The organism is Pseudomonas sp. B21-051 (assembly GCF_024748795.1).
In the GTDB taxonomy this organism is placed as follows: Bacteria; Pseudomonadota; Gammaproteobacteria; order Pseudomonadales; family Pseudomonadaceae; genus Aquipseudomonas; species Aquipseudomonas putida_A.
In genome coordinates this window covers 907,371-920,943 of the sequence record NZ_CP087166.1, presented here as the reverse complement: position 1 = coordinate 920,943, position 13,573 = coordinate 907,371, and the positions used below count along the sequence as shown (strand labels likewise).

General features: G+C 58.7%; 12 protein-coding genes and 1 tRNA gene. 2 read left to right on the top strand and 11 right to left on the bottom strand.

The window, feature by feature from the left end:
- Positions 1-17 precede the first annotated feature (17 nt).
- A complete protein-coding gene (locus tag LOY52_RS03970) occupies positions 18-2,204 on the bottom strand; it encodes a DUF1631 domain-containing protein (RefSeq protein ID WP_258678279.1) in 2,187 nt (728 codons plus the stop codon).
- Between the two features lie 292 nt (positions 2,205-2,496).
- On the opposite strand from LOY52_RS03970, the gene nadC reads away from it, so the two are divergent.
- Entirely contained in the window at positions 2,497-3,345 is an 849-nt protein-coding gene (gene nadC / locus LOY52_RS03965; protein ID WP_258678278.1) for a carboxylating nicotinate-nucleotide diphosphorylase, read from the top strand.
- Positions 3,346-3,396: 51 nt separating this feature from the next.
- Here nadC and LOY52_RS03960 read toward each other — a convergent pair whose 3' ends face one another.
- Together LOY52_RS03960 and LOY52_RS03955 are read right to left on the bottom strand one after the other, a co-directional pair.
- A complete protein-coding gene (locus tag LOY52_RS03960; protein WP_258678276.1) occupies positions 3,397-3,696 on the bottom strand; it encodes a DUF6388 family protein in 300 nt (99 codons plus the stop codon).
- Positions 3,697-3,863: 167 nt separating this feature from the next.
- On the bottom strand, positions 3,864-4,070 hold the full coding sequence (locus LOY52_RS03955) for a hypothetical protein (RefSeq protein WP_258680088.1): 207 nt from the start codon (positions 4,068-4,070) through the stop codon (positions 3,864-3,866).
- On the opposite strand from LOY52_RS03955, the gene LOY52_RS03950 reads away from it, so the two are divergent.
- Positions 3,973-4,467 (top strand): hypothetical protein, encoded by a 495-nt coding sequence (locus LOY52_RS03950; RefSeq protein WP_258678275.1) that lies wholly within the window; start codon positions 3,973-3,975, stop codon positions 4,465-4,467. The two genes, LOY52_RS03955 and LOY52_RS03950, sit on opposite strands and share 98 nt — an antisense overlap.
- A 6-nt stretch (positions 4,468-4,473) precedes the next feature.
- Here the strand turns inward: LOY52_RS03950 and LOY52_RS03945 are convergent.
- From LOY52_RS03945 to rimP, 8 genes are all read right to left on the bottom strand, one after another.
- A tRNA-Thr gene (locus LOY52_RS03945) sits at positions 4,474-4,549 on the bottom strand.
- A 192-nt stretch (positions 4,550-4,741) separates the two neighbouring features.
- Complete coding sequence (gene pnp / locus LOY52_RS03940; protein ID WP_007961443.1) at positions 4,742-6,847, bottom strand: polyribonucleotide nucleotidyltransferase; 2,106 nt, start codon at positions 6,845-6,847, stop codon at positions 4,742-4,744.
- 193 nt (positions 6,848-7,040) lie between these two features.
- Positions 7,041-7,310, bottom strand: a complete 270-nt coding sequence (rpsO, locus tag LOY52_RS03935) for a 30S ribosomal protein S15 (protein ID WP_003221553.1) — start codon at positions 7,308-7,310, stop codon at positions 7,041-7,043.
- A 115-nt stretch (positions 7,311-7,425) separates the two neighbouring features.
- On the bottom strand, positions 7,426-8,343 hold the full coding sequence (gene truB / locus LOY52_RS03930; RefSeq protein ID WP_258678274.1) for a tRNA pseudouridine(55) synthase TruB: 918 nt from the start codon (positions 8,341-8,343) through the stop codon (positions 7,426-7,428).
- Between the two features lie 4 nt (positions 8,344-8,347).
- Positions 8,348-8,746, bottom strand: coding sequence for a 30S ribosome-binding factor RbfA (gene rbfA, locus LOY52_RS03925; RefSeq protein WP_003221549.1), 399 nt, complete (start codon positions 8,744-8,746; stop codon positions 8,348-8,350).
- A 160-nt stretch (positions 8,747-8,906) separates the two neighbouring features.
- The gene (gene infB, locus LOY52_RS03920; protein WP_139055473.1) at positions 8,907-11,426 is read right to left on the bottom strand and encodes a translation initiation factor IF-2; all 2,520 of its coding nucleotides are present in this window, start codon (positions 11,424-11,426) and stop codon (positions 8,907-8,909) included.
- A 27-nt stretch (positions 11,427-11,453) separates the two neighbouring features.
- The gene (nusA, locus tag LOY52_RS03915) at positions 11,454-12,935 is read right to left on the bottom strand and encodes a transcription termination factor NusA (RefSeq protein WP_003221546.1); all 1,482 of its coding nucleotides are present in this window, start codon (positions 12,933-12,935) and stop codon (positions 11,454-11,456) included.
- A gap of 47 nt (positions 12,936-12,982) precedes the next feature.
- Positions 12,983-13,441 (bottom strand): ribosome maturation factor RimP, encoded by a 459-nt coding sequence (gene rimP, locus LOY52_RS03910; protein ID WP_007973115.1) that lies wholly within the window; start codon positions 13,439-13,441, stop codon positions 12,983-12,985.
- Positions 13,442-13,573: the final 132 nt, after the last annotated feature.

Below are 13,573 nucleotides of genomic sequence, written 5' to 3'. Positions count from 1 at the left end.
CGGCCCCCGGCGCGCGATCACTTGCCGCGATTGAGTCGCCGCAGATTGCCGAGCACCGACTCCAGCGCCCGGTCGAACAGCAAGGTGTCATCCAGTGCCCGCACCGCGCCACGGCGAAACTCAAGGGCCAGCTCGACGCGGCTGCGCTCCAGCACTTTCATCCCGGTACGGTCGACGAACACGTATTTGCCGGTAGCCTCGATGATCGCTGCCAGCTTGCAGCGCAAGCTGTGCTCGTCGTCTTCCTGGAAGGCGACCCAACTGCCAAGACGCAGTTGGTGTACCTGACGCAGCCCCGGGTCGTCATGCGCCAGGCCGCTGGCACTCAGGCCGATCGCGCCCTCATCGGCGCTGCGCAGGGTGATGTGCTGCGACACCTCCACCAGCGCCGGTGCATCAGCTGGCGGCTGCTCGGTTGCAGGTTCAAGCACCCGCACATGCAGGGCTTCCAGCTCGCTGAAAAATTCGCTGGTGGCGAACGGATCAAACGCCGAGCTGCTCAGGCCATCACGCAATGATTTGAGCAACCCTGGCACCAGCGCCAGCAACTGCAGACCGGCGTCCGCCTCGTCGTGACGCTGCACGCTCCAGATCAATTGCTCCATGGTCTGCACATCGGCCTGCCACTCAGCGCAGTGGTCGCCATGTTTGAGGCAGGTCAGCAGCAGCACTTTGCTCCACGCATCACGCACAAAGGTCACCACCGACGGCGGCAGGACTTTACCCAGCAACGCCTGGTTCAGCACATGCTCGACTCGCTGCCGAGCCAGTTCGGTTTTCGCCCGCCCTTCCTCGGCATCGCGCAAACGCTGTTCGAGCAATTCGCTGCGCCGCCGCTCATCACTGGTGAAGGCCAGGAAATCGGCGAGCAACTCGGAGAAAATTGCCGGGTCGTCGACGAAATCACTCAACAGGCGCTGCACCACTTGTTCGATGCGCAGATACAGGCTGTCACGCGCCTCGCCATTGCAATCGCCCCAACCCATGGCGGCATCGGCGATTTCATTGAGCAGGCGCCGCGCCGGGTGGCTGCTGCGGCTAAAGAAACTCTTGTCGAGTACTGCCACCTTGAGCATCGGAATCTGCAAACGCGCGATCAACGCCTTGAGCGAATCCGGCAGGTTACGGTCTTCGAGGATGCAATCGAAGACCATGGCGATCAGGTTGATCACGTCTTCATCCGCGCCGTCGACGATGCGTGATTTGCCGCTTCTGACGCTGACCCGCGTCAGCAACTGCTCAAGCTGATTGCGCAGATCGAAATCGTCCTGCGCCGCCAGTGCCGGGACGTATTGCTGCAAGTGTGAAAGCAGGCGCAATAGATCGCGGGTGCTGATCGGTTGCGCCGCCGTACTCGGCTCCAGGGTCGGCGCGACGCTGCCGCGCACGTGCAACAGCAGTTCCTGCAACGCGGCGAAGACTTCCTGCACGCCTTCTTCGGCGGGCGCGGGTTCATCACTTTCTTCGCTGCTGATGCTAGCGGCCGCACGCTCGATTGCGCGGCGTGCGGGGGCCGGTTTCAACTCAGGCAACACGCCGGTGGCGACCAGCAATTGATTGGCTTCGGCATACAACTGCTCGGTATCGGCCAGCACGTAGCGTTCGAACAGCTTGAGCAGGATCAGCTTGACCTTGATCTCCACGCCCAGGTTACGTCCGGCCTGCAGAAAAAACTCGCAGAGCATCGCCGGGCCGAGCGGGTTGTGATGGTTATCGAAATCCTTGCCAAGCAACACGTTGAGGCGTGCGGTCAGTTGATCGAGGGCAAAGCCATCACGCTTGAGCACCCGGCCGACCATGGTCTCGACCGCCACGCTGCGCTCCATGTCATCGGTACGCGGTGCCGAATCCTCGAATATCAGCGTGCCGGACAATGTGGGTTGCACGACTTCGTATTGAATCAGCGCGACAAAGGCTTCGAAGAATTGCTCGAGAAAACCCCGTTCGATGTTTTTGCGCTTGAGGCGCAGGTCGCGCATGGCTTCGAAAAAGATGTTCTGTTCGACGTCATTACGCGCCCGGTCAGCCATTTCGAACAGGGTGTCGTCGGCGTTATCGAACAATTCCTGCAAGCCGTGGCGCAGTTGCTGGGCGGCCTTGTCGCGGACCTGAAGCAGAATCACAGGCAGGCGGGCGAGCGGCGAATGATTCGCCTGATCGGTAGCGGCCTTGTGCAAAGGCACTACATTCCCGTCGTTGTGCATCCAAGCCTCCTGAAACGGTGATTTCACTGGTCAGTTACAACACAGGTCCCTGTGGGAGCGGGAGACGTCAAAGCTATGACGTCAAATGCAAGGCGGATTATCTTGCAAAACTTGTCCCCGGCGCTATAGCCGTCAGGGTTTCCCCTATGCCAGCGACCCCTTCCAGTGACCACGAAAAACCGCGCTTTGCTCACAGGAAATCGACCAGCTGCAGTCAGGCACGCGCGTTCTCGCCTTGGGTTGGCTCCTGCCATGCCCCTATAATCGGCGCACTTAGTTTGTGGAGCCCGTTATGCCGAATCTACGTCTCGCCGATCTGACCGCCGAAATCGAAGCCAACGTGCGCCGTGCGTTGCTCGAAGACGTCGGCAGCGGCGACATCACCGCACAACTGATCCCGGCCGAACGTCTGGCCAAAGCCACCATCATCACTCGCGACGAGGCGGTTATCTGCGGCACGGCGTGGGTCGACACGGTGTTTCGCCAGCTCGATCCGCGCGTCGCGGTGCATTGGCAGGTACGGGACGGCGAACGGGTCAAACCCAATCAGCCGCTGTTTCATCTGGAAGGCCCGGCCCGTTCGTTGCTGACCGGCGAGCGCAGTGCGCTGAACTTCCTGCAACTGCTGTCCGGCGTGGCGACGCGCGCGCAATACCTGGCGGACTTCGTGGCGCAGACCCAGGTCAAGCTGCTGGATACCCGCAAGACCCTGCCGGGCCTGCGTCTGGCGCAGAAATACGCAGTGACCTGCGGTGGTTGCCACAACCACCGCATCGGCCTCTACGACGCGTTCCTGATCAAGGAAAACCACATCGCCGCCAGCGGTGGCATCGCGCAAGCCATCGCCGCCGCGCACAAGATCGCGCCGGGCAAACCGGTGGAAATCGAAGTGGAAAGTCTTGAGGAACTAAAGGAAGCGCTGGAAGCCGGGGCCGATATCATCATGCTCGATGAGTTGAGCCTGGATGACATGCGCGAAGCCGTGCGCCTGAACGGGGGCAAGGCCAAACTGGAAGCCAGCGGCGGCATTAACGAAAGTACGCTGTTGCCGATCGCCGAGACTGGGGTGGATTACATCTCGATCGGTGCGATGACCAAGGACGTGAAGGCAGTGGATCTGTCGATGCGCCTCAGCCTCTGAGGCCGTTGCGCAACAAAAAACGCCAGCCCGATTGAGGCTGGCGTTTTTATTTCAGACCACCAGATTGTTCATCTCGCAGTACTCGTCCCACTCGACGCCCAACACTTCGGCCGCCTCTTTGTGCAGTACAAGACGCTGGGCCTCGAACTCCTCAGGGGTGCTGGTGTACTTGAGCGTCAGCTCCCATGGCTGCAAGCCCTGGGCTTCAGCTTCGTCCTCGAATGCCCACTGGACCTGGTCCTTCTGATCATCAGGACTCAAGTCCTTGATCTCTTCCAGCAGTTGGGGCGCGTCGAGCTTGTATTTCTCCAGCGCTTGTTCGTGACGTTGCTCTTGAGTTAATTCGGTCATGGCGTTCTCGCTGATCGTAAGAATGGAGGATGGATCTGGATCATCAAGGATCTCTCTGACGCGGATTGTCCGGCCTTCGGAACCATTCGGGATCATCTGAAAACTGCTAAGCGATGCTCATGCAGGCACCGAATATAGGACGTTTGCATGACGAATTACACGGCTCTTTACATCTCTCGCACAAAAAGTTGACCTGCGGAACATAAATCCGCATTTCGAGTCATAGCGATGTGCCACTTCGGCACCCACTCTTGCTGTTCACAAGGAAAACCAGTGATGCGCAGCTTTTCGAAGATTTGTTCCGTTGTGTCTGCCAGTGCCTTGCTCGCCGCCATGTTGTCGCCAGCAAGCGCCATGGCGCTTGAATTGAGCAACAGTAGCTCATCCTATGGCGACAAGGTTTCGCTGATTCACAATGACTACGGCAAGGATGTTGTCATCAAAAGCGATATCAGCATCGACGAACTGCAAAAGATCCGCGATACCGTTCGCGACCAGTCACGCCAGATTGAAGAACTCAAACGCAGCAGCGGTTCGAGTTCGAACTCCAGCAGCAAGGAGATCGATGACCTGAAGAACAAGGTCAAGGATCAGGACCGCCAACTGGATACCCTTGGACGCCAGGTCGAAGAACTCAAGCGCAACAGCGGCTCGAGCTCGAATTCCGCCAGCAGCGAGATTTCCAGCCTGAAGCAGAAAATCAATGATCAGGATCGCGCCATGGATCAGCTCAAACGTACCGTCGAGGATCTGAGCCGCAAGGTGAAATAAGGGAAGTGGTGCCCGAGACAGGAATCGAACCTGCGACCTTCGCGTTACGAGTGCGCTGCTCTACCGGCTGAGCTACACGGGCGGTGGGCTAAACCTAGCACCGGTTTTCATAAAAGCAAAGATCGCAGCCTGCGGCAGCTCCTACAAAACAGATGTCATACCGATCGTGTAGGAGCTGCCGCAGGCTGCGATCTTTTGATCTTTAAGCGCGACAAAAAAATGCCCCGCCGTTTGCACGGCGAGGCATTTTCATTGCGCTAAGGCTGTGGGGTGATTAAACGCCCGAAGCCTTGGCCGCTGCCACGTCTTTGATGGACAGCTTGATACGGCCGCGGTTGTCCACGTCCAGTACCAGCACTTCCACTTCCTGGCCTTCTTTCAGGATGTCGGTGACTTTCTCTACGCGAGCGTCGCTCAGCATCGAGATGTGCACCAGACCGTCCTTGCCTGGCAGGATGTTGACGAATGCGCCGAAGTCGACGATGCGCTCAACCTTGCCGACGTAGATCTTGCCGATCTCGGCTTCTGCAGTGATGCTCAGAACGCGCTGACGAGCAGCTTCTGCGGCATCCTTGGTTTCGCCAAAGATCTTGATCGAACCGTCGTCTTCGATGTCGATCGAAGCCTTGGTTTCTTCGCAGATCGCACGGATGGTCGCGCCACCTTTACCGATAACGTCACGGATCTTGTCGGTGTCGATCTTCATCGCGATCATGGTCGGAGCGTTGGCCGACAGTTCGGTACGCGACTGGCCGATGATCTGGTTCATCTGGCCGAGGATGTTCAGGCGCGCTTCCAGGGCCTGGCCCAGAGCGATTTCCATGATCTCTTCGGTGATGCCCTTGATCTTGATGTCCATCTGCAGCGCAGTAACGCCTTTGGCGGTACCGGCTACCTTGAAGTCCATGTCGCCCAGGTGGTCTTCGTCACCCAGAATGTCGGTCAGAACAGCGAACTTCTCGCCTTCCTTGACCAGACCCATGGCGATACCGGCAACCGGCGCCTTCATTGGAACACCAGCGTCCATCAGGGCCAGGGAAGCGCCGCAAACGGAAGCCATCGAGCTCGAACCGTTGGATTCGGTGATTTCCGAAACCACACGGATGGTGTACGGGAACACGTCAGCGGCCGGCAGCATGGCCGAAACGGAGCGACGGGCCAGACGGCCGTGACCGATTTCACGACGACCGGCGCCACCCATGCGACCACACTCGCCCACCGAGAACGGAGGGAAGTTGTAGTGCAGCATGAACGGGTCTTTTTTCTCGCCTTCCAGGGTGTCCAGCAGCTGTGCGTCGCGGGCAGTGCCCAGCGTCGCGACTACCAGAGCCTGGGTTTCGCCACGGGTGAACAGCGCCGAACCGTGAGTCTTAGGCAGAACGCCGACTTCGATGTTCAGCGGACGTACGGTGCGGGTGTCGCGGCCGTCGATACGTGGCTTGCCGTTAACGATGTTTTCGCGAACGGTGCGGTATTCGATTTCGCCGAAAGCGGCTTTGACGTCAGCAGCCGAAGGCTGGCCTTCTTCGCCGGACAGCTTGGCAACGACCTGGTCTTTCAGCTCGCCCAGACGTGCGTAGCGGTCAGCCTTGACGGTGATGGTGTAGGCCTGGGAGATCGCTTCGCCGAACTCGGCACGGATCGCGCCCAGCAGTTCGGTGGCTTCTGGGGCCGGAGCCCAGGTCCAGGTTGGCTTGGCAGCTTCAGCGGCCAGTTCTTTGACGGCGTTGATCACCACCTGGAACTCGTCGTGAGCAAACAGTACCGCGCCCAGCATCTGGTCTTCGGTCAGCTCTTTGGCTTCCGATTCAACCATCAGTACGGCGTCGGAGGTACCGGCAACGACCATGTCCAGGCTCGAAGCAGCTTGCTGCTCGTAGGTCGGGTTCAGCAGGTAGCCGGTGCTTTCGTGGAAAGCAACGCGAGCGGCGCCGATCGGGCCGTCGAACGGAATGCCCGAGATGGCCAGGGCAGCCGAGGTACCGATCATCGCAGCGATGTCCGGATCGGTCTTCTTGCTGGTGGAAACGACGGTGCAGACAACCTGCACTTCGTTCATGAAGCCTTCCGGGAACAGCGGACGGATCGGACGGTCGATCAGTCGGGAAGTCAGGGTTTCTTTCTCGGAAGGACGGCCTTCACGCTTGAAGAAACCGCCAGGGATCTTACCGGCAGCGTAAGTCTTTTCCTGGTAGTGAACGGACAGAGGGAAGAAGCCCTTGCCTGGATCGGCTTGCTTGGCACCGACTACGGTCACCAATACGCTGACGTCGTCGTCAACGGTGACCAATACTGCGCCGGAGGCCTGACGGGCGATACGGCCGGTCTCGAGGGTAACGGTCGACTGACCGAACTGGAATTTTTTGATTACCGGGTTCACGGTGTCCTACCTTCTTTGTGGCTCTTGGGGGAACTGGTTTCTTGCGAAATTCTTGGGCAATGTCGGGAATCGGCCCGCTGACTGTCCGGGTAAAACGGTAGTGCAGATAAAACTTGAGGCTGGGAGCCTGCCAGCCACCAGCGGAAAACCGCTGATGCCTGACAGACAACCAACCTCATAGCGCAATCGCTGATTAGCGACGCAGACCCAGGCGGCCGATCAGAGCGCTGTAACGGCTCAGATCTTTGCCTTTCAGGTAATCCAGCAGCTTGCGACGCTGGTTTACCATGCGGATCAGACCACGACGGGAGTGGTGGTCTTTACCGTTGGCCTTGAAGTGACCTTGCAGTTTGTTGATGTTGGCGGTCAGCAGTGCAACCTGCACTTCTGGCGAACCAGTATCACCAACAGCTTGCTGGTAGTCGGCAACGATTTGAGCTTTTTCTTGAACGTCGAGAGCCATGAGGCAATCCTTTTATCAGGAAACTGTTTCAAAAACAGTTTCAACAGGCCAGGGACAAATCCCTGTATCTATAAATGAGTAGTGACCGTGCCTGTTAACAGCCACACTCGTTCGGTCATTCTGACCGAATCAGTCGACGCGGCGCGATGCGCCCGTCTTCGCTCACTTCACCGATACCGATGAAGCGACCATTGTGATCCTGTACCCGTACCATGCCGAACTTCGGAGCATCCGGGGCACGTACCGGCTGGCCGTTGAGCCAGTAGAACGCACTCGCTTCGGAGAAGTGCAGCAACGGCCAATCCTGCAGGCCGCTGTCCGATGGCATCAGGAAGCGGTCGACCGCTTCGTTGCCGCCTTCGGCATGTACCGCTTCCAGCTCTTCGAGGGTCACGGTCTGCACCAGGGTGAAAGGCCCGGCCTGGGTACGACGCAGTTCCGCGACGTACGCACCACAACCGAGTTGCTCACCGATATCCTCCACCAGGGTGCGAATATAGGTGCCCTTGCTGCAATCCACCGCAAGACGCGCAGTATCGCCTTCGAAGGCCAGCAATTCCAAGCGCGCAATAGTAACAGAACGCGGTTCGCGCTCCACTACTTCGCCTGCACGGGCGAGCTTGTACAGCGGCTGACCGTCACGCTTGAGTGCCGAGTACATCGGCGGTATCTGACTGATTTGCCCACGAAATTTCGGCAGAACCGCTTCGACATCGGCGCGACCAACGGTCACCGGGCGCTCCTGCAAAACCTCACCCTCGGCGTCCGCCGTGGTGGTGGTCTTGCCCAGTTGCGCCAGGGTTTCGTAACCCTTGTCGGAATCGAGCAGGTATTGCGAGAACTTCGTTGCCTCGCCAAAGCACAGCGGCAAGACACCGGTGGCCAGCGGGTCGAGACTGCCGGTGTGACCGGCCTTCTCGGCGTTGAGCAACCAGCGAACCTTCTGCAACGCGGCGTTGGAGGTGAACCCCAGCGGCTTGTCGAGCAGGATGATACCGCTGACGTTACGACGGATACGTTTGACCTGAGCCACCGAATTACTCCTTGGTGTCTTCAGGTGCTGCGGCCAGGTGCTGATTGTCCTCAGCCACGGCGCGCTCGATCAGGGCCGACAGGTGCGCGCCACGCACGACGCTTTCGTCGTAGTGGAAGTGCAATTGCGGCACGCTACGCAGCTTCATTTCACGGGCCAGTTGCATGCGCAGGAAACCTGCGGCAGCGTTGAGCACCTTGATGCTTTGCGCGATGTCTTCGGCGTTGTCCTGCCCCATCACGGTGATGAAGATCTTCGCGTGACCGACGTCACGGCTGACTTCCACAGCGGTAATGGTGACCAGGCCGACGCGCGGGTCTTTGACTTCACGACGGATCAGCTGGGCCAGCTCACGCTGCATCTGATCGCCGATACGTTGGGTACGGCTGTATTCTTTTGCCATGATTTTGTTACCTGTTACTGCCCTACGGTGAAACCCGCAAGGTCTGAAAGCGGCAAACGCCCGGCCTGACAAAAGCCAGACCGGGCGTTGCGTTTAGAGTCCTGACGCCGTGGCGCGCATCTGCATGCGGCAGCTCGGCGTGGCCCTTGAAGTGCGCGAGTCAGAGGCTGCGAGCAACCTGAACCTTCTCGAAGACTTCGATCTTGTCACCGACTTTGACGTCGTTGTAGCTCTTCACGCCGATACCGCATTCCATGCCGGCACGTACTTCGGAAGCGTCATCCTTGAAGCGGCGCAGGGATTCCAGCTCGCCTTCGAAGATAACGATGTCTTCACGCAGTACACGGATCGGACGGTTACGGTGCACAACACCTTCGATCACCATGCAACCGGCGATCGCGCCAAACTTCGGCGAACGGAACACGTCACGCACTTCGGCCACACCCAGGATGTTCTCGCGAACATCGCTGCCGAGCATGCCGGTCAGGGCTTTCTTGACGTCTTCGATGATGTCGTAGATCACGTTGTAGTAACGCATGTCCAGACCTTCCTGCTCGACGATCTTCCGTGCGCCAGCATCGGCACGCACGTTGAAGCCGAACAGTACAGCGTTGGAAGCCAGTGCCAGGTTGGCGTCGGACTCGGTAATACCACCGACACCGCCACCGACTACGCGCACTTGCACTTCGTCGTTGCCCAGGCCGTTCAGAGCGCCCTGCAAAGCTTCCAGCGAACCACGGACGTCGGATTTGAGGACGATGTTGAGCGTCTTCTTCTCTTCCTGGCCCATGTTTTCGAAGATGTTTTCCAGCTTGCCGGCGTGAGCACGAGCCAGTTTGACTTCGCGGAACTTGCCTTGACGGAACAGAGCCACTTCACGGGCTTTCTTCTCGTCAGCAACCACGCTCATCTCGTCGCCAGCGTCCGGGGTACCGTCAAGACCCAGGATCTCGACCGGAATGGCCGGACCTGCTTCCTTGATCGGCTTGCCGTTCTCGTCGAGCATGGCGCGCACGCGGCCATAGTTCGAGCCGACCAGCACCATGTCGCCTTGACGCAGCGTACCGTCCTGAACCAACACGGTGGCCACCGGGCCACGGCCCTTGTCCAGACGCGATTCGACTACAACACCACGGCCAGGAGCCGATGGAGTGGCGGTCAGTTCGAGCACTTCGGCCTGCAGCAGAACGGCTTCGAGCAGTTCGTCAACGCCGGTACCCATTTTCGCCGAAACCGGTACGAATGGCGTATCGCCGCCCCACTCCTCGGAAGTCACGCCGTGAACCGACAGTTCGCTGCGGATGCGATCGAGGTCGGCACCCGGCTTGTCGATCTTGTTCACCGCAACTACCAGAGGAACGCCAGCCGCCTGAGCGTGCTGAACAGCCTCGATGGTTTGCGGCATCACGCCGTCGTCCGCCGCAACCACCAGGATCACGATGTCGGTCGCCTTGGCACCACGGGCACGCATTGCGGTAAACGCAGCGTGACCAGGGGTGTCGAGGAACGTCACCATGCCGCGGTCGGTTTCAACGTGGTACGCACCGATGTGCTGGGTAATGCCGCCGGCTTCGCCCGCTGCTACCTTGGCACGACGGATGTAGTCGAGCAGGGAAGTCTTACCGTGGTCAACGTGGCCCATTACGGTCACGACGGGGGCACGGGAAACTGCCTCACCTTCAAACTTCAGCGACTCGGCCAGGGAATCTTCCAGGGCGGTGTCGCTGACCAGGGTCACTTTGTGGCCCAGCTCTTCAGCTACCAGTTGAGCAGTTTCCTGATCGAGAACCTGGTTGATGGTCGCTGGAGTGCCCAGTTTGAACATGAACTTGATGATTTCAGCAGCCTTGACCGACATCTGCTGGGCGAGATCGCCAACAGTTATGGTCTCGCCGATCTTCACTTCACGCACGACAGGACCGGTAGGGTTCTGGAAACCGTGAGCGTTGCGTTTCTTCAGCTTGGCCTTGCCGCGACCACCACGACGGAAGCCATCGCTTTCTTCGTCGGTAGTGCGTGGCGCCACACGTGGAGCCGGCGCTTTTTCTTTGACCGATGCGCGATGCGGAGCGTTTTTGCGCTCGCCATCGCCACCACCGCCGCGACGATTGTTATCGTCGGCACGTGGTTTGTCCGGACGGCGCTGTTCGTCACGCTTGCGAGTGTCGGCAGCTGGCGCAGCAGCAACCGGCGCGGCATCGCGCACAGGTTCAGCGACTGGCGCAGGTGCTGCAACAGCTTCGGCAGGAGCGGACGGCGCAGCAGCAGGCTGGCGACGCGCTTCTTCTTCAGCGCGCTGCTTGGCTTCTTCTTCAGCCTTCTGACGAGCAGCATTTTCTACTGCGCGACGCTCTTCCAGTTCACGCTTGCGCTCGGCTTCGATTTCTTCCGGGCTACGCTGTACGAAAACTTTCTTTTTGCGAACTTCAACGCTGATGCTCTTGCTACCAGCCACACGCAGGGTGCTGGTGGTTTTACGCTGCAGCGTGATCTTGCGTGGTTCTTCCACTTTCGCCTTGTGGCTGCTCTTCAAGTGAGTCAGCAGGGATTGCTTCTCACTGTCAGTCACATTTTCTTCGGCGGCGGTGTGCGGCAGACCTGCCTCACGCATCTGCTGCAACAGGCGCTCTACCGGTGTTTTGACCTCATCGGCCAGTTGTTTCACCGTGACTTGCGTCATGCACTTCTCTCCTCAGGCCGCGCCTAATTACTCGAACCAGTGGGCTCGGGCGGCCATGATCAACTTGCCGGCACGATCATCGTCAATGCCGTCGATGTCGAGCAGGTCGTCAATAGACTGCTCGGCCAGGTCTTCGCGGGTAATTACGCCGCGCACCGCCAGTTCCATCGCCAAATCCTTGTCCATACCCTCAAGCGAGAGCAGGTCTTCGGCCGGATGGGCGTCTGCCAGCTTTTCCTCAGTAGCGATGGCTTTGGTCAACAAACGATCCTTGGCACGAGCGCGAAGCTCGTTGACGATATCTTCGTCAAAGCCGTCGATGTTGAGCATTTCTTCCAACGGTACGTAGGCAATCTCTTCCAGGCTGGTGAAGCCTTCATCTACCAGCACCTGAGCCAGTTCTTCGTCGACTTCCAGCTCGTCGATGAAGTTGCGCAGGATGTCGCCGGTTTCTGCTTGCTGCTTAGCCTGGATGTCCGATTCGGTCATCACGTTCAGGGTCCAGCCAGTCAACTGGCTAGCCAGACGCACGTTCTGACCACCCCGACCGATGGCCTGAGCCAGATTGTCTGCGCCAACGGCGATGTCCATTGCATGGGCATCTTCGTCAACGATAATGGCCGCCACTTCTGCCGGCGACATGGCATTGATCACGAACTGCGCCGGGTTATCGTCCCACAGGACGATATCGACACGCTCGCCACCCAACTCGCCCGACACGGCCTGGACGCGCGAACCGCGCATACCGATGCACGCGCCCTGCGGGTCGATGCGTTTGTCCTTGGAACGGACAGCGATCTTGGCACGCGAACCCGGATCACGGGACGCCGCCATTACTTCGATCAGGCCTTCAGCGATTTCCGGCACTTCGATACGGAACAGCTCGATCAGCATTTCCGGCGCGGTACGCGACAGGATCAGCTGCGGGCCGCGGTTCTCGGTGCGGATTTCCTTGAGCAGTGCACGCAGACGCACACCGACACGGAAGGTTTCGCGAGAAATGATGTCTTCACGGGCCAGCAACGCTTCAGCGTTGTTGCCCAGATCGACGATCACGTTGTCGCGGGTGACTTTCTTCACGGTGCCGGAGATGATTTCCCCCAGGCGCTCGCGATAGGCGTCGACCACTTGAGCGCGCTCGGCTTCACGCACTTTCTGCACGATGACCTGTTTGGCGGTCTGTGCAGCAATGCGGCCGAACTCGATGGATTCGATCTTTTCTTCGACGACGTCGCCGACCTTGGCGCCCGGATGCGTTTCGGCAACCTTGCTTGGCCAGGTTTCGATCGCAGGATCGTCGAGATCATTCTCTTCGACGACTGTCCAGCGACGGAAAGTCTCATAGGAACCGGTGTGGCGGTTAATTTCCACACGCAGGTCAACTTCGTCTTCAAAACGCTTTTTGGTAGCAGTGGCCAGAGCCAGCTCCAGCGCTTCAAAAATCACGCTTGCCGGTACGCCCTTTTCATTGGATACCGACTCAACAACCAGCAGTACTTCTTTGCTCATCGTACGCCTCGCCTTTCGCAAGCCATTGGATCCGCGGGATCCGCGTCTCAGTCAAAACTGGGAATAATGTTGGCCTTGTCGATCATATCGATCGGCAACAGGAATTCATGGTCTTCTACCTGCACCACGACATCCTGTTCTTCTACACCGCGCAGAAGGCCCTGAAAGTTGCGTCGTCCTTCAAAAGGCGAGCGCAGCTTGATCTTCACTTGTTCACCGGCAAATTTTGCAAACTGCTCAAGAGTGAACAGTGGGCGTTCCATGCCAGGCGAGGAAACTTCAAGGGTGTATTCAACGGAGATCGGATCTTCAACATCCAGGACACCGCTGATCTGACGGCTGACAATGGCGCAATCGTCCACCAGCACGCCACCCTCTTTATCGATATAAACACGCAACATCGAGTGACGACCCTGAGCCGAAAACTCGATACCCCAGCATTCATAGCCTAGGGCCACGACCACCGGGGCCAACAAGGCCTGCAACTCTTCTAGCTTGCTCGACACCTGAACCCCCTCGTGCATGTAAATGCATGCGCTGCAAAATAAAAAAATGGGCGAAACGCCCATCCTTGAAACGCCGTCGAACAGCGGCGCAGAAAGTGTCCAGCTAACAAAAAGCCCCTGAAAAGGGGCTCC

Bases quoted from the DNA above. Each gene is read 5' to 3' on its own strand.
- LOY52_RS03970 (WP_258678279.1), bottom strand. From the start codon at position 2,204: ATGCACAACGACGGGAATGTAGTGCCTTTGCACAAGGCCGCTACCGAT.
- nadC (WP_258678278.1), top strand. From the start codon at position 2,497: ATGCCGAATCTACGTCTCGCCGATCTGACCGCCGAAATCGAAGCCAAC.
- LOY52_RS03960 (WP_258678276.1), bottom strand. From the start codon at position 3,696: ATGACCGAATTAACTCAAGAGCAACGTCACGAACAAGCGCTGGAGAAA.
- LOY52_RS03950 (WP_258678275.1), top strand. From the start codon at position 3,973: ATGCGCAGCTTTTCGAAGATTTGTTCCGTTGTGTCTGCCAGTGCCTTG.
- rpsO (WP_003221553.1), bottom strand. From the start codon at position 7,310: ATGGCTCTCGACGTTCAAGAAAAAGCTCAAATCGTTGCCGACTACCAG.
- rbfA (WP_003221549.1), bottom strand. From the start codon at position 8,746: ATGGCAAAAGAATACAGCCGTACCCAACGTATCGGCGATCAGATGCAG.
- infB (WP_139055473.1), bottom strand. From the start codon at position 11,426: ATGACGCAAGTCACGGTGAAACAACTGGCCGATGAGGTCAAAACACCG.
- nusA (WP_003221546.1), bottom strand. From the start codon at position 12,935: ATGAGCAAAGAAGTACTGCTGGTTGTTGAGTCGGTATCCAATGAAAAG.